General features: G+C 71.5%; 21 protein-coding genes and 1 tRNA gene. 13 read left to right on the top strand and 9 right to left on the bottom strand.

Features of this window, described 5'->3' with window-relative positions; translation table 11 throughout:
* Positions 1–21 precede the first annotated feature (21 nt).
* Positions 22–291 carry a cytidine deaminase-like protein gene (locus FZ046_RS23045; protein WP_070355519.1) on the top strand — a complete coding sequence of 90 codons (270 nt, stop codon included), beginning with the start codon at positions 22–24 and terminating at the stop codon, positions 289–291.
* Entirely contained in the window at positions 288–1,202 is a 915-nt protein-coding gene (era, locus tag FZ046_RS23040) for a GTPase Era (protein ID WP_070355511.1), read from the top strand. The genes FZ046_RS23045 and era overlap by 4 nt, the downstream gene beginning before the upstream one ends.
* On the opposite strand, the gene FZ046_RS23035 is transcribed toward era, so the two are convergent.
* Both FZ046_RS23035 and FZ046_RS23030 read right to left on the bottom strand, forming a co-directional pair.
* The gene (locus tag FZ046_RS23035; protein WP_246182844.1) at positions 1,199–1,678 is read right to left on the bottom strand and encodes a CAP domain-containing protein; all 480 of its coding nucleotides are present in this window, start codon (positions 1,676–1,678) and stop codon (positions 1,199–1,201) included. The genes era and FZ046_RS23035 overlap by 4 nt on opposite strands.
* A gap of 73 nt (positions 1,679–1,751) precedes the next feature.
* Complete coding sequence (locus tag FZ046_RS23030; RefSeq protein ID WP_070355512.1) at positions 1,752–3,194, bottom strand: amidase; 1,443 nt, start codon at positions 3,192–3,194, stop codon at positions 1,752–1,754.
* A 78-nt stretch (positions 3,195–3,272) separates the two neighbouring features.
* On the opposite strand from FZ046_RS23030, the gene recO reads away from it, so the two are divergent.
* The 4 genes from recO (at position 3,273) to FZ046_RS23010 (ending at position 5,806) form a co-directional block, all read left to right on the top strand.
* Positions 3,273–4,127 carry a DNA repair protein RecO gene (gene recO, locus FZ046_RS23025; protein ID WP_070355513.1) on the top strand — a complete coding sequence of 285 codons (855 nt, stop codon included), beginning with the start codon at positions 3,273–3,275 and terminating at the stop codon, positions 4,125–4,127.
* A complete protein-coding gene (locus FZ046_RS23020) occupies positions 4,075–4,956 on the top strand; it encodes a decaprenyl diphosphate synthase (RefSeq protein ID WP_070355514.1) in 882 nt (293 codons plus the stop codon). The genes recO and FZ046_RS23020 overlap by 53 nt, the downstream gene beginning before the upstream one ends.
* 65 nt (positions 4,957–5,021) lie before the next feature.
* Positions 5,022–5,426, top strand: a complete 405-nt coding sequence (locus tag FZ046_RS23015; RefSeq protein ID WP_070355521.1) for a hypothetical protein — start codon at positions 5,022–5,024, stop codon at positions 5,424–5,426.
* A complete protein-coding gene (locus FZ046_RS23010; RefSeq protein WP_070355515.1) occupies positions 5,423–5,806 on the top strand; it encodes an NUDIX hydrolase in 384 nt (127 codons plus the stop codon). The genes FZ046_RS23015 and FZ046_RS23010 overlap by 4 nt, the downstream gene beginning before the upstream one ends.
* Here the strand turns inward: FZ046_RS23010 and FZ046_RS23005 are convergent.
* A complete protein-coding gene (locus tag FZ046_RS23005; protein WP_070355516.1) occupies positions 5,799–6,200 on the bottom strand; it encodes a Fur family transcriptional regulator in 402 nt (133 codons plus the stop codon). The two genes, FZ046_RS23010 and FZ046_RS23005, sit on opposite strands and share 8 nt — an antisense overlap.
* The gene (locus FZ046_RS23000) at positions 6,197–6,571 is read right to left on the bottom strand and encodes an ArsR/SmtB family transcription factor (RefSeq protein ID WP_070355517.1); all 375 of its coding nucleotides are present in this window, start codon (positions 6,569–6,571) and stop codon (positions 6,197–6,199) included. Before FZ046_RS23000 ends, FZ046_RS23005 begins: the two co-directional genes overlap by 4 nt.
* A gap of 87 nt (positions 6,572–6,658) precedes the next feature.
* On the opposite strand from FZ046_RS23000, the gene FZ046_RS22995 reads away from it, so the two are divergent.
* Positions 6,659–8,044, top strand: coding sequence for a glycine--tRNA ligase (locus FZ046_RS22995; RefSeq protein ID WP_070355518.1), 1,386 nt, complete (start codon positions 6,659–6,661; stop codon positions 8,042–8,044).
* A 13-nt stretch (positions 8,045–8,057) separates the two neighbouring features.
* Here the strand turns inward: FZ046_RS22995 and FZ046_RS22990 are convergent, their stop codons facing one another.
* The gene (locus tag FZ046_RS22990) at positions 8,058–10,127 is read right to left on the bottom strand and encodes a TPM domain-containing protein (protein WP_407664429.1); all 2,070 of its coding nucleotides are present in this window, start codon (positions 10,125–10,127) and stop codon (positions 8,058–8,060) included.
* A gap of 74 nt (positions 10,128–10,201) precedes the next feature.
* Between FZ046_RS22990 and FZ046_RS22985 the strand changes: the two genes are divergently transcribed.
* Genes FZ046_RS22985 through FZ046_RS22975 form a run of 3 tightly spaced genes read left to right on the top strand, consistent with a single transcriptional unit; the run spans position 10,202 to position 13,740 of the window.
* Positions 10,202–11,440 carry a deoxyguanosinetriphosphate triphosphohydrolase gene (locus tag FZ046_RS22985; RefSeq protein ID WP_070356426.1) on the top strand — a complete coding sequence of 413 codons (1,239 nt, stop codon included), beginning with the start codon at positions 10,202–10,204 and terminating at the stop codon, positions 11,438–11,440.
* A gap of 4 nt (positions 11,441–11,444) precedes the next feature.
* On the top strand, positions 11,445–13,385 hold the full coding sequence (gene dnaG / locus FZ046_RS22980; protein ID WP_149484325.1) for a DNA primase: 1,941 nt from the start codon (positions 11,445–11,447) through the stop codon (positions 13,383–13,385).
* A gap of 52 nt (positions 13,386–13,437) precedes the next feature.
* Positions 13,438–13,740, top strand: coding sequence for a DUF7155 family protein (locus FZ046_RS22975; protein WP_070356157.1), 303 nt, complete (start codon positions 13,438–13,440; stop codon positions 13,738–13,740).
* A gap of 10 nt (positions 13,741–13,750) precedes the next feature.
* Here FZ046_RS22975 and FZ046_RS22970 read toward each other — a convergent pair whose 3' ends face one another.
* Positions 13,751–13,996, bottom strand: a complete 246-nt coding sequence (locus tag FZ046_RS22970; protein WP_070356145.1) for a hypothetical protein — start codon at positions 13,994–13,996, stop codon at positions 13,751–13,753.
* 165 nt (positions 13,997–14,161) lie between these two features.
* Between FZ046_RS22970 and FZ046_RS22965 the strand changes: the two genes are divergently transcribed.
* A tRNA-Asn gene (locus FZ046_RS22965) sits at positions 14,162–14,234 on the top strand.
* 19 nt (positions 14,235–14,253) lie between these two features.
* The gene (locus tag FZ046_RS22960; RefSeq protein ID WP_070356146.1) at positions 14,254–14,736 is read left to right on the top strand and encodes an LppP/LprE family lipoprotein; all 483 of its coding nucleotides are present in this window, start codon (positions 14,254–14,256) and stop codon (positions 14,734–14,736) included.
* A 73-nt stretch (positions 14,737–14,809) separates the two neighbouring features.
* Here the strand turns inward: FZ046_RS22960 and FZ046_RS22955 are convergent, their stop codons facing one another.
* Positions 14,810–16,798 (bottom strand): acyl-CoA dehydrogenase family protein, encoded by a 1,989-nt coding sequence (locus FZ046_RS22955; protein ID WP_070356147.1) that lies wholly within the window; start codon positions 16,796–16,798, stop codon positions 14,810–14,812.
* A 102-nt stretch (positions 16,799–16,900) separates the two neighbouring features.
* Here FZ046_RS22955 and FZ046_RS22950 point away from each other — a divergent pair, with 102 nt between their 5' ends.
* Positions 16,901–17,623 carry a VIT1/CCC1 transporter family protein gene (locus tag FZ046_RS22950; RefSeq protein ID WP_070356148.1) on the top strand — a complete coding sequence of 241 codons (723 nt, stop codon included), beginning with the start codon at positions 16,901–16,903 and terminating at the stop codon, positions 17,621–17,623.
* 7 nt (positions 17,624–17,630) lie between these two features.
* Here the strand turns inward: FZ046_RS22950 and FZ046_RS22945 are convergent, their stop codons facing one another.
* Both FZ046_RS22945 and FZ046_RS22940 read right to left on the bottom strand, forming a co-directional pair.
* Positions 17,631–18,878, bottom strand: a complete 1,248-nt coding sequence (locus FZ046_RS22945) for an MFS transporter (protein WP_070356149.1) — start codon at positions 18,876–18,878, stop codon at positions 17,631–17,633.
* 29 nt (positions 18,879–18,907) lie between these two features.
* The gene (locus FZ046_RS22940) at positions 18,908–19,351 is read right to left on the bottom strand and encodes a MarR family winged helix-turn-helix transcriptional regulator (protein ID WP_070356150.1); all 444 of its coding nucleotides are present in this window, start codon (positions 19,349–19,351) and stop codon (positions 18,908–18,910) included.

The following is a 19,351-nucleotide window of genomic DNA, read 5'->3' as shown; positions in this document are numbered from 1 at the left end:
GTGGTGCTCGCCCGCGGTGCCATGGCCCGCGCCGACGCCGCCGGTGGTGCCGCCGTGCGGGACCTCGACGGCCGCACGTACGCCGGCGCGCCCGTGACCCTCGACGCCCTGCGCCTCACGGCGCTGCAGGCCGCCGTCGCGGCGGCGGTGTCGAGCGGGGCCGCAGGGCTCGAGGCCGCCGTCCTGGTCGGCGGATCGACCGACGACGCCGGGATCGCCGCGGTGCGCGAGATGTCCGCCGATGCCGCGGTGATCGTCACCGACCGCTCGGGCACCCCGCAGCCGTCATGAGCGACGACGAGTTCCGTTCCGGCTTCGTCTGCCTCGTCGGGCGGCCGAACACCGGCAAGTCGACGCTCACCAACGCGATGGTCGGACAGAAGGTCGCGATCACGTCCAACCGGCCGCAGACCACCCGGCACACCATCCGCGGCATCGTGCACCGCAAGGCCTTCCAGATCGTGCTCGTCGACACCCCGGGGCTGCACCGACCGCGGACGCTGCTCGGGCAGCGGCTCAACGAGCTGGTGAAGGACACCTACTCCGAGGTCGACGTCATCGTCCTCTGCATCCCCGCCGACGAGGCGATCGGGCCCGGGGACCGCTGGATCTACCAGCAGATCCGCGCGGTGGCCCCCAGGACCACGCTCGTCGTCGTCGTCACCAAGACCGACAAGGTCGCGAGGGACGAGGTTGCGGCCCAGTTGCTGGCGGTCAGTGAGCTGACCGACGGCGCCGCGGAGATCGTGCCCGTCTCGGCGACCACCGGCGAGCAGGTCGACGTCCTCGTCGACGTGCTGGCCGCCCAGTTGCCGCCGGGCCCCGCGTTCTACCCGGATGGGGAACTGACCGACGAGCCCGAGGAAGTCCTCATGGCCGAACTGATCCGCGAGGCCGCTCTGGAGGGCGTGCGCGACGAGCTGCCGCACTCGCTGGCCGTCGTCATCGACGAGGTCGAGGAGCGTCCGAACCGGCCGGAGGACGATCCGCTGATCGACGTGCACGCCATCCTGTACGTCGAACGGGACAGCCAGAAGGGCATCGTCATCGGCAAGGGCGGCGCACGGCTGCGCGAGGTGGGCACCGCCGCACGGACCCAGATCGAGAAGCTGCTGGGCACCAAGGTCTATCTCGACCTGCGGGTGAAGATCGCCAAGAACTGGCAGCGCGACCCCAAGCAGCTCGGCCGCCTCGGGTTCTAGGCGGGCCGGCCGTACACCGCGACCACCACGCTGCGGTCGAGCGCGTTCTCCGACCACACGCCGATCCGGCTGTGGGTGCAGTCGCTCATGATGGCGAAGTAGTCGGGCCGGTGATACCACTGGTCGAGGATCTCGACGCCGTTGATCGCCAGCGCCGGGGTTATCGCCACCGTCTCGGCGACCTCGCCGCGGAAGCCGGCCGCCTCGGCGCGGCTCCGCACCGTGGACCCGTCGCTGCCGACGTCACCGTCGAGTGCCCGGTTGGCCAGCACGTCGTTCGCGTGCCACTGCGCGGCCAGCCGCAGCCGGGGGTCGATGGTCAGGTCGGTGTCGCAGCCCGCCTGGTGCTGCACGGTGTAGACGTTGGCGACGACGCCGTCGTTGAGCCGCGCGTTGTCCGCCCCGGCCGTGGGCGCGGCCACGAGCAGCACGCCGACGGTCAGCACGTTCACCGCCAGCACGTTCACCGCCGGCATGTTTACCGCAGCGATCCTCACGCAGCGGCACCCTACGCCGCGGCGGCGCCGGACGACGGGTGCGTCCGAGGGGCTACGCCTCGTCGCGGGTCCACCACGGGTCGGGTTGGCGGCGGGCCCAGTTGCCGACCACCTCGAGTTCGGCGGCCAGGGAGATGAGCAGCGGCTCGCTGTTGGCCGGGCCCATCAGCTGCACCCCGATCGGCAGACCGTCGGAGGTGAACCCCGCCGGGATGTTGATCGACGGCCAGCCGAGGACGTTCCACGGCCAGGTCACGGGGCATTCGCGGATCATCGCGCGGTCGGTGGCCAGACCGCCGCGACCGTCGTAGTCGTGCACGCGCGGCGGCGGCAGGGCCGTCGTGGGCGCCAGCACCACGTCGGCGAGGTTGAAGATCCAGCCGATGCGCCGCTGCGTGGCGGCCTCCCGGGCGCGGGCCTTGCGCAGCACCTGCTCGCTGAGCAGGCGGCCGGTGCGCATATTGCTCGTGGTGCGCTTTTCCCAGTCGACCAGGGGGCCGAGCCGGTCGGCCCAGTCGAGCAGGCCGGACGTGGACCGGGACAGGAAGTCCCACGACATCCGGACGCCGTAGTCGGGATCGGCGCGGCGCACGGTGTGCCCGAGTTCCTCCAGCTGACCGGCGATCACCTGCATCGCCGCCCGGATCTCGGGGTGCAACGTCGCACGGAACAGCGTGAAGGGGAACGCGGTGGACAGCGCGACGGTCACCGGGCCCGGCGCGTGCGCGACGTACTCGGTCGCCCGGATGGGCGGCGGCCGGTGCAGGTCGCCGTCGACGTTGCCCGACGCCGCGTCGAGCACCAGGGCGGCGTCGGTGACGGTTCGGGCGAGCACGCCGTTGACGGTGATGCCGTTGAACGCCTCGGGCAGCGGCCACGTCGAGATGCGGCCGCGCTGCGGCTTGATGCCGACGAGGTGCGTCCACGCGGCGGGGATGCGGACGCTGCCAGCGCCATCGGAGCCGATCGCCGCGGTGACGAGCCCGGCGGCGACCGCTGCGGCGCTGCCGCCGGACGACCCGCCGGGGGAGTGCTCGGCCGACCAGGGGTTGCGGGTGTGGCCGAAGCCGGGCCCGCTGGTGAACGGCCACTGCCCCAGTTCGCAGGTGTTGGTCTTGCCGACGATGACGGCGCCGGCCGCGCGCAGCCGGCGCACCACCTCGCTGTCGGCGGTGGCCGGCAGCGGGTCGCCTGCGGTGCCGAAGCGGGTCGGCACGCCCGCGACGTCGACGTCGTCCTTGACCGCGATCGGGATTCCCAGCAACGGCAGGTAGCGCCCCGAGGCGCGGGTGCGGTCGGCCGCCCGGGCGTCGGCGATGGCCCGTTCCCGCAGGACGACGCGGAAGGCGTTGAGCGTCGGCTGGCTCGCCTCGATGGCGTCCAGCGAACGCCGGACGAGGGTCTCGGAGGTGGTCTGGCCGCTGGCCAGGCCGAAGAGTTGCTGCGTCAGGGTGGGGAAGCGGTGCGAGGTGGAGCGTGCCGAGGTTTGAGCCATGTCACTGGCGAGAATATCGGGCGGGGGTCGCGGGCATGTCGAGCCGACCTCGTCGGTGGCGGATGGGAGACTGGGCCAGTGCGGTTGTACCGGGATCGAGCCGTCGTGCTGCGTCAGCACAAGCTCGGCGAGGCCGACCGCATCGTCACGCTGCTGACCCGCGACCACGGGCTGGTGCGCGCCGTGGCCAAGGGCGTCCGGCGCACCCGCAGCAAGTTCGGCTCCCGGCTGGAGCCGTTCGCGCACATCGACGTGCAGCTCCATCCCGGTCGCAACCTCGACATCGTCACCCAGGTGCAGGCGATCGACGCGTTCGCGAGCGACATCGTCAGCGACTACGGCCGGTACACCTCCGGCTGCGCCATCCTGGAGACCGCCGAGCGCATCGCCGGTGAGGAGCGGGCTCCGGCGCCCGCGCTGCACCGGCTGACCGTGGCGGCGCTGCGGGCGGTCGCGGACGGCGCCCGGTCACGCGAACTGGTGCTCGACGCCTACCTGCTGCGGGCCATGTCGATCGCGGGCTGGGCACCGGCGCTCGTCGAGTGCGCCCGGTGCGCCACTCCTGGACCGCACCGCGCGTTCCACGTCGCCGCGGGGGGCAGCGTCTGCGTGCACTGCCGCCCGTCGGGATCGGTGACGCCGCCGCAGGCGGTCGTCGAGCTGATGAGCGCGCTGCACGACGGCGACTGGGAGGCCGCCGAGGCGTCGACCGGTGCGCACCGCAGCCAGGCCAGCGGTCTGGTCGCCGCCCACCTGCAGTGGCACCTGGAACGCCAGATGCGGACGTTGCCGCTGGTCGAACGGGTCTACCGGGTCGACCCCGCGGTGGCCACGACGGTCGGGCAACTGACGGCCGCGTCGGTCGGGCAGGATGAGGCGCATGGCAAGCAAACGGGTGAAGGAGCACTACCCCCAACTGCCTCCAGCGCCTGAGGACTATCCGACGTTCCCGGACAAGTCGACCTGGCCGGTCGTGTTCCCGGAGTTGCCCGCCCGCACGAACGGCCGGTTCTCCCGACCGCCGCAGCATCCGTCGAAGGCGTCCGCACCGCTCATCCCGGCCGAGCAGGTGCCCCAGCACGTCGCGGTGGTGATGGACGGCAACGGCCGGTGGGCCACCCAGCGCGGGCTGAGCCGCACCGAGGGGCACAAGATGGGCGAGGCCGTCCTCATCGACATCACCTGCGGTGCCATCGAAATCGGCGTCAAGCACCTGACCGTGTACGCGTTCTCCACCGAGAACTGGAAGCGCAGCACCGAGGAGGTGCGCTTCCTGATGGGCTTCAACCGCGAGGTGGTGCGCCGCCGCCGGGAGAACCTCAACGCGATGGGCGTGCGGATGCGCTGGGTGGGGTCGCGGCCGCGGATGTGGCGCAGCGTCATCAAGGAGTTCGACATCGCCGAGGAGATGACGGTCGGCAACGACGTCATCACCATCAACTACTGCGTGAACTACGGTGGTCGCACCGAGATCATCGAGGCGACACGCCAATTGGCGCAGGAGGCGGCGGAGGGCCGGATCAACCCGGGCCGCATCAGCGAGGCGTCGTTCGCCAAGCACCTGCACCGCGCCGACATCCCCGACGTCGACCTGTTCATCCGCACCTCGGGAGAGCAGCGGGCCAGCAACTTCATGCTGTGGCAGGCCGCCTACGCGGAGTACGTGTTCCAGGAGAAGCTGTGGCCGGACTACGACCGCCGCGACCTGTGGGCGGCGTGCGAGGAGTACGTGCACCGCAACCGCCGCTTCGGGCGGGCCTGACCGTGTCCGCCTCCGGTGATGCCGGCTCGCCGCTGCTGGCCCGGCTCTCGACCGGGCTCGGGGACATGATCACCGTCCTCGAGTCCGACGCCGAGTCGGTGACCGTCGGGCACGAGGGCACCGTGGCGTCGCTGCGCGTCGTCACGATCGCCGACGGGCTGGAGATGGTGTCGCTCACCCAACCGCTGGCGTGGGATCTGCCGTTGACCAACGCGACGCGCGAGCGGGTCGCCGAGCACGCGGGCCGCACGATGCTGGGCGCGGTGGTGCTGGTGGAGAAGCTCGTCGAGACACCGGCCAACGGCGCCGCGAAGACCTCGACCACCCGCCGGTCGAGCGCGAAGAAGGTGGCGGACGTGCTGCTGCGCTACAACTTTCCCGCGGCGGGGCTCTCCGACGATGCCCTCGCGACGCTGCTGCTGCTGGTGCTCTCCGGCGGGGTGGACGTCCGCCGCAGCCTCGCCCGGTGACGGTGATCCACGTGGTCGCGGCCGTGGTCGTCGACGAGCACGGTCGACTGCTGGTGGTCCGCAAGCGCGGCACGTCGGCGTTCATGCAGCCCGGCGGCAAGTTCGAGACAGGGGAGGACGCGGTGGCCGCGCTCCGCCGCGAGGTCCGCGAGGAACTCGGCGTGGGCATCGCGACGGTCCGTCCGCTGGGCAGGCACACCGCCGCGGCGGCCAACGAGCCGGGTCACACCGTGGCGGCCGAACTGTTCGCCGTGACGCTCGACGGACCGCCGCGGGCGGCCGCCGAGATCGCGGAGCTGACGTGGCTGGATCCGCACCGCCCCGACGCCGTCGAGCTGGCACCGCTGACGCGCGACGCGGTGCTTGCGTTGCTCAGCTGACCTCGGGTCCGCACGACGCGCAGCGGCCGAAGATCTCCATGGTGTGCGTGACGTCGGTGAAGCCGTGCTCGCGGGCGACGCTGGCCGCCCACTTCTCGGCGGCGCCGCCACGGACCTCCACGGTGGTGCCGCAGTCGCGGCAGACCAGGTGATGGTGGTGGTGCGCCGAGCAGCGCCGGTACACCGACTCGCCGGTGTCCGTCCGCAGCGTGTCGACCTGGCCCGAGGCGGCCATCGTCTGCAGCGTCCGGTAGACGGTGGTCAGCCCGATGCCCTCGCCGCGGCGGCGCAGTTCGTCGTGCAGTTCCTGCGCAGAACGGAATTCGTCGACGCTCTCCAACAGCGCGGCGATCGCGGCCCGCTGCTTGGTGGCGCGCACCGCCACGCCGGTCACGACCGCTCCTCGGCGGCGTGGTCGACCGCGGCGAGCACGATGTCGCACAGGTGGTGGTCCACCAGCCGGTAGTGCACCTCGCGCCCGGACCGTTCGCCGGCCACGACGCCCGCCGACTTGAGGATGCGCAGGTGCTGGCTCACCAGCGGCTGCGGCACCTCCAGGGCGTCGACCAGTTCGTGCACGCAGCGCGAGGACTCGCGCAGCTGCAGCACGATCGCGATGCGGATCGGCGCGGCGAGGGCGCGCAGCAGTTCGCCTGCGGCGTCGAGGACCTCCCGCGGCGGCAGGTCGACCGGTGGCGGGCCGTCATGGCCGTGGTGGTCGTGCGCACCGGTGCCGCTGTCCGTCGAACTGGAAATCGTTTTCATTATCCGTCGAGGATACATGCACGGTCGTGCATGTCAACGCCGCCGGGCGTGAGGGACGCCTGTGGCCGCCGACTAGGCTGTCACCCCGTGGCTTCCATCATCGACACCGTCGCGAACCTGGCGAAACGCCGTGGCCTGGTCTACCAGTCCGGGGAGATCTACGGCGGGACCAAGTCGGCGTGGGACTACGGTCCGCTCGGCGTCGAGCTGAAGGAGAACATCAAGCGGCAGTGGTGGCGCTCGATGGTGACCGGCCGCGACGACGTCGTCGGCCTGGACAGCGCGATCATCCTGCCGCGCGAGGTGTGGGTGGCCTCGGGCCACGTCGCGGTCTTCAACGACCCGCTGGTGGAGTGCCTGAACTGCCACAAGCGTCAGCGTCAGGACCACATGCAGGAGGCGTACGCCGAGAAGAAGAAGCTCGACGATCCGGATGCGGTCCCGATGTCGGAGATCGTCTGCCCGGAGTGCGGCACCAAGGGCCAGTGGACCGAGCCGCGCGACTTCAACATGATGCTCAAGACCTACCTCGGCCCGATCGAGACCGAGGAGGGACTGCACTACCTGCGGCCCGAGACCGCCCAGGGCATCTTCGTCAACTTCGCCAACGTGGTGACGACGTCGCGCCGCAAGCCGCCCTTCGGCATCGGCCAGATCGGCAAGAGCTTCCGCAACGAGATCACGCCGGGCAACTTCATCTTTCGCACCCGCGAGTTCGAGCAGATGGAGATGGAGTTCTTCGTCGAGCCGTCGACCGCCGCCGAGTGGCACCAGTACTGGATCGACACCCGCTTCCAGTGGTACGTCGACCTCGGCATCGACCCGGCGAACCTGCGGCTCTACGAGCACCCCGCCGAGAAGCTGTCGCACTACAGCGACCGCACCGTGGACATCGAGTACAAGTTCGGCTTCACCGGCAGCGCATGGGGCGAACTCGAGGGTGTCGCGAACCGCACCGACTACGACCTCTCCACCCACGCCAAGCACTCCGGCGTCGACCTCTCCTACTACGACCAGTCGACCGAGACGCGGTACACGCCGTACGTCATCGAACCGGCCGCCGGGCTCACCCGCTCGCTGATGGCCTTCCTCGTGGACGCCTACACCGAGGACGAGGCGCCCAACGCCAAGGGCGGCGTCGACAAGCGCACGGTGCTCAAGCTCGATCCGCGGCTGGCGCCGGTCAAGGCCGCGGTACTGCCGCTGTCGCGCCACGCCGACCTGTCGCCCAAGGCCCGCGACCTCGCCACCGAGCTACGCCGCAACTGGAACGTCGACTTCGACGACGCCGGTGCCATCGGCCGGCGTTACCGCCGCCAGGACGAGATCGGCACGCCGTTCTGCGTGACGCTGGACTTCGACTCGCTCGACGATCACGCCGTGACGGTCCGCGAACGCGACGCGATGACCCAGGAGCGCGTGGCCATCGACGCCGTCAGCGACTACCTGGCCGTGCGGCTCAAGGGCGCCTGACGGCGGGTGCGGTCTAGAACCGCCCGCCGCCACCGCTGAAGCCGCCGCCGGACCCGCCGAAGGACCCCGGGCTCCCGCCGCCGAAACCGCCGCCCCCGAAGCCGCCGCCCCCGAAGCCGCCGCCCCCGAAGCCACCGCCGCCGCGCAGCGCCCCGGACAGGATGTTGCCGATGATGATGCCGCCGAGGACGGCGCCCGCGCTGCTGCCGCCACCACCGCCGCCGTAGCGGTTGGTGTAGGCCTGCTGGGCATTGGCCACGTCGGCGTTGGCGTGGGTTTGGGCCTGTCCGGCCAGCATCGCCGCGCCGTTGGCGTGCGCGATGGCCTCCGGCAGATTGGTGGCGCGCTTGGCCTGCGCGGCGTCGAGCTGCCGCACCGCCTCGGCGAGCCGGGTCCGGGCCTCCGGTCCGACACTGCCGCGGCGGGTGTCGATGAAGTCCGAGACCGCCCGCACCCGGGACTGGGCGGTGAACAGCGCCTGGTCGAACGCGCGGCTGAGCCGCTCGGCGGCCTCTCGTTCGCCTGCGACGGTGTCGATCAGCTGATCCAGATCGGCGTCGGCCCGGGTGAGCGACGTGAAGGCGCCGAGCGGGTCAGCCGCGCCGTCGCGCTCGGCGTCGGCCAGCGCCGCCTCGGCCGCAGCGCGCGCGGCGGTCAGCTCCGCCCCGCGGGGCACCGCGCCCTGGCCCAGCAGCTCGCCGGCGTGTTCGATGCCGCGGCGGAGGTCGGCGATTGCCGCGGGCAGGCCGTTGACGGCGCGGGTGATGTCGGTGGCGGCGCTGTCGACGGCGTCGAGCAGGGTGCGGGCCTGGCCGAGGGCGGCCTCGGCGGCGCGCACCGCGTCGACGAGTCCGCTCTGACTGCCCGCCGGCCGCGCCACGAGGGACCGCGCGGTGTCGATGGTGGTGTCGGCGAACGACAGTCGCTGCCGGGCGGTGTCGACGTTGCCGAGCACCGAGGCCAGCGCCGACTCGGCGAAGCGGGTGCGCAGCTCGGCCAGCGTGCGCTCCGCGGGCTCGGTGCGGGCGGTGAGGTCCACCAGCTGCTGGGTGAGTGCGTCCAGCTTGGTCGGCGCGGTGATCACCAGGTCGCGCAGCGCCGCGAAGGCGTCGCGCTGGGCGTCGAGTTCGTCGTCGGCCCGGGCCGCCGCGACGACGACGCGGGTCAGCAGGTCGCGGCGCTGCTGCGGGGTCTCTGGAACCGCGTCGTCGAGGATCTGCCGGACGTTGAACGCCTGCGTCAGGGTGGTCTTCGCGCCGTTGACCGCCGCGGTGAACGGCGCGGTGTCGTGTTCTCCGAACTCCTCGATCGCCAGGGCGAGTTCGTTCTCGCTGGTCCGCACGGCGTTGTCGACCTCGACGACCTTGGCGCGGGACAACTCGTCGAGCGCGTCGAGCGGCACCGCCGCCAGGGCGGCCGGGTCGGACGCGTCGACCCGCTGGGCCGCGGCGAACTCGGCCTCGCGGCGCCTGCGGCGCTGCTGGCGCCGCCAGAGGAGCAGCCCGATCAGCGCGAGCGCGATGACGCCCAGCAGCACCAGAGGAAGCGCCCACCCCGAACTGCCGCCGCCCGTGGGCTGCTCGAGGCCCTCGGCGGCGGCCACCGCGGCGCCGGCCCAGTCACCGCGGCGCAGGGCCGGCTCGACGTCGTTGCGGCGCAACGTGTCCACGTCGACCCCGCCGAGCGAGGCGTTGGCGACCAGCAGCGCATACGCCCGGTCACCGGTGGCGACGGCCAGCAGAGCATCCTGGTCGCCGAAGTCGTTGGCGCGCATCGTGTTCCGCGCCCACGCCTCGGCCGTCTGCCCAGAGAACGAGTCGACGTAGATCACCCAGAGCCGCACCCGGCGCTGGGTGTAGAGGCCTTCGACCGCACCCTCGACGCGGGACAGCTGGTCCGGGGTGAGGACGCCGGCGTCGTCGGTGACGTAGTCGGCGAGCCGCTGCGGGGGATCGGCCCACGCCGACGCCGGCGGCAGCAGCAGTCCCGCGGTCACCGCGAGCAGCAGGGCGAGGAGGCGGACGGCCCGACAGTGGGTGCGCATGGCCGCCAATCTAATGGCCACCGGCCGACGCCCGGCCATGATCGCTCCTGGCAGACTGTTCGGCGGTGACCACCACGACGCGACACGCATACGACGACTTCGACCGGCAGCGCATGGTGGTCGAGGCGCCCAAGGGTGCCGCCCTGCCGGGCAGCGACGCCGAGCGCCGCACCGACTTCGCCCGTGACCGCGCCCGCGTCCTGCACTGCGCGGCGCTGCGCCGGCTGGCCGACAAGACGCAGGTGGTCGGCCCGCGCCAGAGCGAGACGCCCCGCACCCGGCTGACGCACTCGCTGGAGGTCGCGCAGATCGGACGGGGAATGGCCGTCGGCCTCGGCTGCGACCCCGACCTCGTCGACCTCGCCGGCCTGGCGCACGACATCGGCCACCCGCCCTACGGGCACAACGGCGAGCGCGCGCTCAACGAGATCGCCAAGTCCTTCGGCGGCTTCGAGGGCAATGCGCAGAACTTTCGGATCCTCACCCGACTCGAACCCAAAGTGCTTGACCCCGACGGGCGCTCGGCGGGCCTGAACCTGACGCGGGCCGCGCTCGACGCGGTGACGAAGTACCCGTGGCCGCGGTACGGGGAACGGCGCAAGTTCGGCTTCTACGTCGGGTTCGCCGGCGACGACGGCACCGCCGCGGACTGGGTGCGCGACGGCGCGCCCGCCGAACGGGCGTGCCTGGAGGCGCAGGTCATGGACTGGGCCGACGACGTCGCCTACTCCGTGCACGACGTGGAGGACGGCGTGATCTCCGGGCGCATCGACCTGCGGGTGCTGGCCGACGCCGACGCCGCGGCAACCCTCGCGCGCCTCGGTGCCGAGGCGTTCCCGTCGCTGTCCGACGACGACCTGCTGGCCGCGGCGCAGCGGCTCTCGGAGATGCCGGTGGTGTCCGACGTCGCTGGATACGACGGCACCCTGACCGCGTCGGTCGCGCTCAAGCGGATGACCAGCGAGCTGGTGGGCCGTTTCGCCAACGCCGCGATCAGCCAGACCCGTGCGGTGGCCGGCGACGGCCCGCTGCGCCGTTTCGACACCGACCTTGCGGTGCCCGACCTGGTCCGCGCCGAGGTCGCGGTGCTCAAGATGCTGGCGCTGCAGTTCATCATGAGCGACCACGGCCACCTGCGGCTGCAGGCCGACCAGCGCACCCGCATCGAGGAGGTGGCGCTGTCGCTGTGGGGGCAGGCGCCGGGCAGCCTGGATCCGCAGTTCGCGCCCGAGTTCGACGCGGCCGCCGACGACGGCGCCCGGCTGCGGGTCGTCATCGACCAGATCGCGTCCTACACCGAGGGGCGGCTCGAACGCGTGCACGAGGCGCGCTCGCCGCGGCCTCTAGACTGACCCGGTGACGGCGGGCAGGGGCGAGACGCGCAGCCGGGGGCGCATCCCCGACCGCGACATCGCGGCGATCCGCGAACGCATCCGCATCGAGGACGTCGTCGGCGACTACGTGCAGCTGCGCCGCGCCGGTGTCGACTCGCTCAAGGGCCTGTGCCCGTTCCACGACGAAAAGTCCCCGTCGTTCCACGTCCGGCCCAACCACGGGCACTTCCACTGCTTCGGCTGCGGCGAGGGCGGCGACGTCTACGCCTTCGTGCAGAAGATCGAACACGTCACGTTCGTCGAGTCGGTGGAGCTGCTGGCCGACCGGATCGGCTACACCGTCACCTACACCGGCGGGTCGACCACCAACGTGCAGCGCGACCGCGGCAGCCGCTCGCGGCTGCTGGCCGCCAACGCCGCCGCCCAGGAGTTCTACGCCGAGGCGCTGCGCTCCGCGGAGGCCGCCCCGGCCCGGCAGTACCTGCTGGAGCGCAACTTCGACGCCGACGCGGCCGCGCGGTTCGGCTGCGGGTTCGCCCCGTCCGGCTGGGACCAGCTGACGAAGCATCTGCTGCGCAAGGGCTTCGAATTCAAGGAGCTGGAGGCGGCCGGGCTGTCGCGGGAGGGCAAGCGTGGCCCCATGGACCGGTTCCACCGGCGGCTGCTGTGGCCGATCCGGGCGTCGACCGGCGAGGTCATCGGCTTCGGCGCCCGGCGCCTCTTCGACGACGACCACATGGAGGCCAAGTACGTCAACACGCCCGAGACCGTGCTGTACAAGAAGTCGCACGTGCTGTTCGGGCTGGACCTGGCCAAGCGCGACATCGCCCGCGGGCACCAGGCGGTGGTGGTGGAGGGCTACACCGACGTCATGGCGATGCACCTCGCCGGGGTGACCACGGCGGTCGCGTCGTGTGGCACCGCGTTCGGCGAGGAGCACCTGTCGATGCTGCGGCGGCTCATGATGGACGACAACTTCTTCCGCGGTGAACTCATCTACGTCTTCGACGGCGACGCCGCGGGCCGGGCGGCGGCGGTCAAGGCGTTTGCGGGGGAGCAGAATCTCGCCGGCCAGTCCTTCGTCGCCGTCGCCGCCGACGGCATGGACCCGTGCGACCTGCGGCTGGCGTCCGGCGACGTGGCGCTGCGCGACCTGGTGGCGCGGCGAACGCCGTTGTTCGAGTTCACGATTCGCACCGCTCTGGCCGAGTACGACCTGGACAGCGCCGAGGGGCGGGTCGCCGCGCTGCGCCGCTGCGTGCCGATGGTCGCACAGATCAAGGACCCCTCGCTGCGCGAGGAGTACGCCCGCCAGCTCGCCGGCTGGGTCGGCTGGGAGGACGTGGGTCAGGTGGTCGGGCGGGTCCGCGAGGAGGCGGGCCGCTCCGGTGGGCGCCCGGCGGGCCGTCGCGGTCAGCCCGCCGAGGCGACCGGGCGGTCGCGCGCCGCGGCCGCGCCCGTGACGCGGCCGGACCCGCGCGACCCGACGCTGTGGACGCAGCGCGAGGCGCTCAAGGGGGCACTGCAGTACCCGGTGCTGTCGGGGCCGGTGTTCGACGCGCTGGCGGCCGACAGCTTCGCCCACCCCGCCTACCGCGGCGTGCGGGCGGCGATCGAAGCGGCCGGCGGGACGGCGGCCGGATTGTCGGGCGCCGAGTGGATCGAGGCGGTCCGCGACCGCGTCGCGTCGCCCGAACTGGCCGGTCTGGTCAACGAGCTGAGCGTCGAGGCGATCAACGTCGTCGACGACGAGCGGCTGCCCCGCTACATCGCGGCGGTGCTCGCCCGCCAGCAGGAGGTGTGGGTCGGCAGGCAGATCGCGGAGATGAAGTCGAAGCTGCACCGCATGTCCTCGGTCGACCAGAGCGACGAGTACCACGCCCTGTACGGCGACCTCATCGCGCTCGAGACGTACCGCAAGAGCCTGATCGAGCAGGCCAGCGGCGACGACCTTACTGCGTGAACGCCGTGATCACGATATGGTGAACGCGCAGTCGACCCTGGAAAGGCATCTCATGACCATTCGGGCATCCCGTCTCGTCGCCGCCGGCGCGCTCGCCGTCGCCGCCGTGGCCGCTCCGCTCGCCGTCTCGCTGACCAGTGTCGACTCCGCCGTCGCGGGGCCGAAGTGCCTCTCGCACATCGGCAACCTCGAGGACAACGTCTGCGCCGGCTACTCCAACGGCAACGGCATCAACGTCGGCACTCCCGACTTCGGCGTCTACGGCCCGAACTCCGGCAGCCTGCCCGGCGGCGGCATCGGCGTCACGACCGGCCCCTTGCTGCCCGGTCAGACGTGGACGACGCCGCTCGGCTGAGCGGCGCTCCCTAGCGGTCGGCCGGACTCTCCGGCCGCAACACCGACGTCGTCGCATCGATCGGCGTCAGATTCACCAGCTGCGGGTCCGGTGAGACCCGTTCGGCCACCTTGCGGCGCCCTGCGTCGACGAGCGCCTTCGTGCGCGGGCTCTCCGTGACCGCGCGGTAGGTCCCGGCGATCTGCTCGTAGCGGCGCCTGCCGGCCTTGGCGCCCAAGACGTATCCGACGGCCATGACGGCGGCGATGCGGAGCACTGGACTCCTCCCTGGTGTCCTCGACGGTGTGGTGTCTCCATCCTGCCTCGTGCCGGGCGGTGGAGTGGCACCGAGCGTGATGACCTGCCCGATGGCGGAGTTCGGGCGGGTGTGCGCTAGAGTCATTCCTCGGTTCGCGGTCGGGTACCGCGCTCCGACGAGTAGTCCCCTGTAGCTCAATTGGCAGAGCTCCCGACTGTTAATCGGGCGGTTGATGGTTCGAGTCCATCCGGGGGAGCAACCGTAGTCTCGCTGTCATGCGGGCTCGTATATCCCTCCTGGTGTCCCTGACCGTCCTCGCCGTGGCGGGCTGCGGCTGGAGTCCACCGAGCGGTAATCAGGCCACCCAGAGCACCGCCGCGTGCGCCGCGGGCGACGCGCCCGGTCCCGACGTGGTGGCCGCTCAGATCGCCACGCTGCCCGCGGGCGGGCAGTGGCGCGAGGTCGGCCGCGGGCACACCACGGATTGCCGGCTGAACTGGGTGCAGGTAGCCGACGGGACCGCGCCGGACGCGCCCGGGCAAGTGCTGTTCTTCGACCGCGCGGCGCCGCTGGGCACGCCGACGCCGCAGCCGCGGCCGTACGTCTCGGTGGTGAACTCCGGCGCCGACACGGTCACCGTGCAGTACCAGTGGCGTCAGGGCGGCGATCAGGCGTGCTGTCCCACGGGCATCGGCACCGCACGGTTCCGCGCCGGCGACGGCGGGCTCGACGCGCTGGACCCGATCCCCGGCCCCTGATGCGCCGAGACTGCTGTGAGATCACGGTTCGACCCGAATTCGCGATCTGACAGCAGTCTCGGCGGGGGGAGAGCTACTTGGGCTCGATGGTCCCGGAGCTGACGGCGTCCTGCTCCTGATGCTCGTCGGCGTCCGGGATGTGCTCGGGGTGCAGCATCTCGGCGTAACGCAGCGACTCGGGGACGCCGAAGCCGTCGACGAGCAGCTCGGCGTGCGGGCGCAGCCGACGGCAGCGGTCGTTGATGCCGCGGGTGACGGCCTTGGCCCGCTCGGTGGACAGGAACTTGTGCTCGATGAACCAGGCCTTGTCCTCCTCGATCACCGACAGGGCGTACAGGTCGCACACCATGCCGAGGATCTCGCGGGCTCCCTCGTCCTCGCAGGCGTCGATGCCGGCGACGAAGGCCTCCAGGATGATCCGGTCGATGTGCGCCTGCGCCGTATGCAGCACGTGGTCCTGCACGGCGTTGAAGGCCTCGAACGACGACATCTCCTTCGACTTGCCCTGCAGGCGCCGCGCCACCGAGGCGAGCATGTACTGCTCGCGGTCCTCGAACATTTGGACCTGGGTGCCGCGGTTGAACAGCGAGCCCTCCTCCTCGTTGTCCTGGCGGGTGTCGAGGATGGTCTGCATGATCGTCTGGGCGGCGGTCCGCTTGAGTACGCGCTCACCGGCGAAGTTGGCGGCGAAGCGGACCCACTGGGCCGGGCTCATGCCCTTGATGTCGTCGGCGTAGGCCGTCAGCAGTTCCTTGGCCACCAGCTGGGTGAGGACGTGGTTGTCGCCCTCGAAGGTGGTGAAGACGTCGGTGTCGGCCTTGAGCGCGATCAACCGGTTCTCCGCGAGATAGCCTGCGCCGCCGCACGCTTCGCGGGCCTCCTGGATCGCGCGCGTGGCGTGCCAGGTGTTGGCGGCCTTGAGCCCGGCGGCGCGGGACTCCAGCTCGCGCTGTTCCTCGGCGTCCGGGTGGTCGGCGGTCTGCATCTCGTGGCACTTGGCCACCAGCTCGTTCTGCGCGAACTGCAGCGCGTAGGACTTGGCGATCAGCGGGAACAGTCGGCGCTGGTGCACCAGGTAGTCCATCACCAGTATCTCGTCGTCGGAGTCCGGTGCACCGAACTGCCTGCGCGTCAGGGCATACCGGGTCGCGATGTCCAGGGCGACGCGGGCGGCGGCCGCCGCGCTGCCGCCGACCGTGACGCGACCGCGGATCAGCGTGCCGAGCATCGTGAAGAATCGGCGGTTGGGGTTCTCGATGGGAGAGCTGTAGGTGCCGTCCTCGGCGACGTCGGCGTACTTGTTGAGCAGGTTGACCCGCGGGATGCGGACCTGGTCGAACTGGATGCGGCCGTTGTCGACGCCGGGCAGCCCGCCCTTGTAGTGGCAGTCCGACGTGGTGACGCCGGGCAGGTCGTTGCCCTCGTCGTCGCGCAGCGGCACCACGAAGCAGTGCACGCCGTGCCCCTCGCCCTGAGTGATCAGCTGGGCGAACACCGCTGCCACGCGCGCGGTTTCGGCGGCGCCGCCGATGTAGTCCTTGCGCGACGTCGGGGTGGGGGAGTCGATGACGAACTCCTGGGTATCCGGGTCGTACGTCGCGGTGGTCTCCAGCGACTGCACGTCGCTGCCGTGCCCGGTCTCGGTCATGGCGAAGCAGCCGAGCAGTTCGAGGTCGATGAGCGGGCGGACGTAGGCGTCGTGATGCCGTTCGGTACCGAGGTTCTCGATGGCGCCGCCGAACAGGCCCCACTGCACGCCGGCCTTGACCATCAGCGACAGGTCGCTCATGGCGAGCATCTCGATCTGGGTGACGGCGGCGCCGACGTCGCCGTTGCCGCCGTGCTCCTTCTTGAAGCCGTCCTCAGCCGCGCCCTTGGCCGCCATGATCCGCATCTGCTCGCCCACCTTGGTGCGGGCGATGACGGTGTTCGGCGTGTAGTGCGGCTTGAAGACATCGCTGCTGAGTTCGGTGCGCATGCGGTTCTTGACGTCCCGCCAGCGCCCGTCGAGCGCATCGCGGAGGTGATCGGCAGTGCTCTTCGTGGACACGGTGGTCGTCATGGTCAGACGGTAGCCCGACCGAGGCCTGGGGAAACTGTGATGTCGCAAACCCAGGGCAACCTCATCGGAACCTGCGCGGCGCCGCGGCGTTGAATCATGCCCATGACGGACTCCCTGGGCTTCGACGGGCTGCCCCACGAGATCGATCACCGGCACGCCGACGTCTCCGGCGGCTGGCTGCGCGCGGCGACGTTCGGCGCCATGGACGGGCTGGTCAGCAACACCGCGCTGATCGCCGGCGTGGCCGCGACGGCCAGCCCGCACACCGTGCTGGTGTCCGGCGTGGCGGGACTGCTGGCGGGGGCGTTCTCGATGGCGCTCGGCGAGTACACGTCGATCACGACGGCCAACGAGCAACTCGACGCCGAGGTGCGCGTGGAGCAACGCGCGTTCCGCAAGCACCCGAAGGCCGAACGGGCCGAGCTGCGCGCGATGCTCGTCGACATGGGCATGACGCCGGAGACGGCGGGCCGGGCGACCGAGGAGATCCACCGCGACGAGAACCGCGCGCTGAACTTCCACCTGGTGCAGGAACTCGGCATCGATCCGCGCGAGAGGCCGTCGCCGTACGTCGCGGCCGCGGCGTCGTTCCTGATGTTCGCGGTCGGCGCGGTGATCCCGCTGCTGCCGTACCTCCTGGGCCTCGGGTCGCTGTGGGCGGGCCTCGCGTGCGGCGGCGTGGGGCTGCTGCTCGCCGGCGGCGTCGCGGCGAGCGTCACCCGCAAGGGCGTCGTGCTGGGCTCGGTGCGGCAGTTGGCCTTCGGCGCGGTGGCGATCGGGGCCACCTACGCGGTAGGCCACCTCATCGGCGCCGCGGTCAGCTGAGGCCGAGCTAGCTCTCGCTGCCGACGGTGACGGCGGTCGCCTCGTCGAGGGACTCGTCGAGCGCGTCCTCCTCGGCGTCGACGTGGGCCAGGTGCCGGCGCACGGCGAACAGCACCACCGCGCCGAGGAGCACCGCGCCCGCGCCCACCCAGTAGGGCAGGTGCACGCTGACCTCCTCGCCGAGAACGCCGGCCAGCCACGGGGCGACCGCAGCGCCGCCGAAGCGCAGGAAGCTGTACGCCGCCGAGGCGACGCCGCGCTCCACCCCCGTCGATTCCCCGGTCGCTGCGCTCCTGCCCGCCGGCGCGGCCTTCATGACCGTCTCGGTGATCAGGGTGTTGTTGACGCCGATGAAGAGTCCGGCGATCACGACGCACGCCGCGAGCACCGCCTTGCTGTCGGTGCCGACGGCCATGACGACCAGCGTGGCGCTGAACACCAGCAGGTTGAGGATCAGCACGCGCACGGTGCCGAACCGGTGCTGCAGACGCGGTGCGACGACGACGGAGGTGAACGCCAGCGCCAGGCCCCACCCGAAGAAGATCAGCCCGATCTGGTGGGCCGACATGTCGAGGGGGAACGGCGTGAAGGCGAGCAGCGTGAAGAAACCGAAGTTGTAGAGCAGTGCGGTGACGCCGACGCCCAGCAGCCCGCGGTGGCGCAGCGCCCGGAACGGGTCGGCCAGCGTGGTGGCGCGCTGCGGGCGAGGGGTCTCGGGCAGCAGGAATGCGGTGATGACGAGCGCCAGTGCCATGAGGACCGAGACGCCGAAGAACGGGCCGCGCCAGGAGATGGAGCCCAGGACGCCGCCGACGAGGGGCCCGACGGCGATGCCGAGCCCGAGTGCCGCCTCGTACAGGATGATCGCCTGGGCCACCGAGCCGCGCGCGGAGTTGACGATCGTCGCCAGTGCGGTGGCGATGAACAGTGCGTTGCCCAGCCCCCACACGGCGCGCCATCCGACGATCTGCATGACGGTCTCACTGGCCCCGGCGAGCCCGGCGCCGGCGATGATGACGACGAGGCCGAGCAGCAGCGTGCGCTTGGGCCCGATGCGGCTGGACACCACGCCGGTGATCAGCATCGCCACGCCCATCACCGCCATGTAGCTGGTGAACAGCAGCGAGACCTGCGACGGCGACGCGTCGAGGTTGTCGGCGATCGGCTTGAGGATCGGGTCGACGAGACCGATCCCCATGAACGCGACGACCGATGCGAACGCGACGGCCCAGACGGCCTTGGGTTGGCGCCACACGGGCGGGACCTCCTTCGGGTGGGGTTCTGCTAGCGCTGCTGCGCGTCCTCGAGCAGGGTGCGCATGATGCGGACGGCGTCGCCGAGCGTCCGGCGGTCGTCGTCGGAGAGTCGGGACAGGTAGGGATCGATGACGGCGCCGCGGTCGGCGCGCACGCGCGCCAGCGTGTCGACGCCCTGATCGGTGATGCTGATCAGCACCGCGCGGCCGTCGGCCGGATCGGTGGTCCGCGATACCAGGCCGGCGTCCTCGAGGCGGCGCACCTGCGTCGTCATGGTCGGCTGCGAGCAGTTGTCGAGGGCCGCGAGGTCGGAGATCCGCGCCGCGCCCTGGTCCTCGATGGCCGCGAGGAGGCGCGCCTGGGCGAAGGGGAGTTCGAGCCGGACCCGCTGATTGGCCAGGCGATTGATGCGGGCGACCACCGACAACAGGTCCGAGGACAGGGCGGTGGTGCTGGACGCGCGGGCGGGCAT

Source organism: Mycolicibacterium grossiae (assembly GCF_008329645.1).
GTDB lineage: Bacteria > Actinomycetota > Actinomycetes > Mycobacteriales > Mycobacteriaceae > Mycobacterium > Mycobacterium grossiae.
This window is presented reverse-complemented; position numbering and strand designations above follow the sequence as displayed.

Bases quoted from the DNA above. Each gene is read 5' to 3' on its own strand.
- FZ046_RS23045 (WP_070355519.1), top strand. From the start codon at position 22: ATGGCCCGCGCCGACGCCGCCGGTGGTGCCGCCGTGCGGGACCTCGAC.
- era (WP_070355511.1), top strand. From the start codon at position 288: ATGAGCGACGACGAGTTCCGTTCCGGCTTCGTCTGCCTCGTCGGGCGG.
- FZ046_RS23035 (WP_246182844.1), bottom strand. From the start codon at position 1,678: ATGCCGGCGGTGAACGTGCTGGCGGTGAACGTGCTGACCGTCGGCGTG.
- FZ046_RS23030 (WP_070355512.1), bottom strand. From the start codon at position 3,194: ATGGCTCAAACCTCGGCACGCTCCACCTCGCACCGCTTCCCCACCCTG.
- FZ046_RS23020 (WP_070355514.1), top strand. From the start codon at position 4,075: ATGGCAAGCAAACGGGTGAAGGAGCACTACCCCCAACTGCCTCCAGCG.
- FZ046_RS23015 (WP_070355521.1), top strand. From the start codon at position 5,022: ATGATCACCGTCCTCGAGTCCGACGCCGAGTCGGTGACCGTCGGGCAC.
- FZ046_RS23000 (WP_070355517.1), bottom strand. From the start codon at position 6,571: ATGAAAACGATTTCCAGTTCGACGGACAGCGGCACCGGTGCGCACGAC.
- FZ046_RS22990 (WP_407664429.1), bottom strand. From the start codon at position 10,127: ATGGCCGGGCGTCGGCCGGTGGCCATTAGATTGGCGGCCATGCGCACC.
- FZ046_RS22985 (WP_070356426.1), top strand. From the start codon at position 10,202: ATGGTGGTCGAGGCGCCCAAGGGTGCCGCCCTGCCGGGCAGCGACGCC.
- FZ046_RS22975 (WP_070356157.1), top strand. From the start codon at position 13,438: ATGACCATTCGGGCATCCCGTCTCGTCGCCGCCGGCGCGCTCGCCGTC.
- FZ046_RS22960 (WP_070356146.1), top strand. From the start codon at position 14,254: ATGCGGGCTCGTATATCCCTCCTGGTGTCCCTGACCGTCCTCGCCGTG.
- FZ046_RS22955 (WP_070356147.1), bottom strand. From the start codon at position 16,798: ATGACGACCACCGTGTCCACGAAGAGCACTGCCGATCACCTCCGCGAT.
- FZ046_RS22950 (WP_070356148.1), top strand. From the start codon at position 16,901: ATGACGGACTCCCTGGGCTTCGACGGGCTGCCCCACGAGATCGATCAC.
- FZ046_RS22940 (WP_070356150.1), bottom strand. From the start codon at position 19,351: ATGCCCGCCCGCGCGTCCAGCACCACCGCCCTGTCCTCGGACCTGTTG.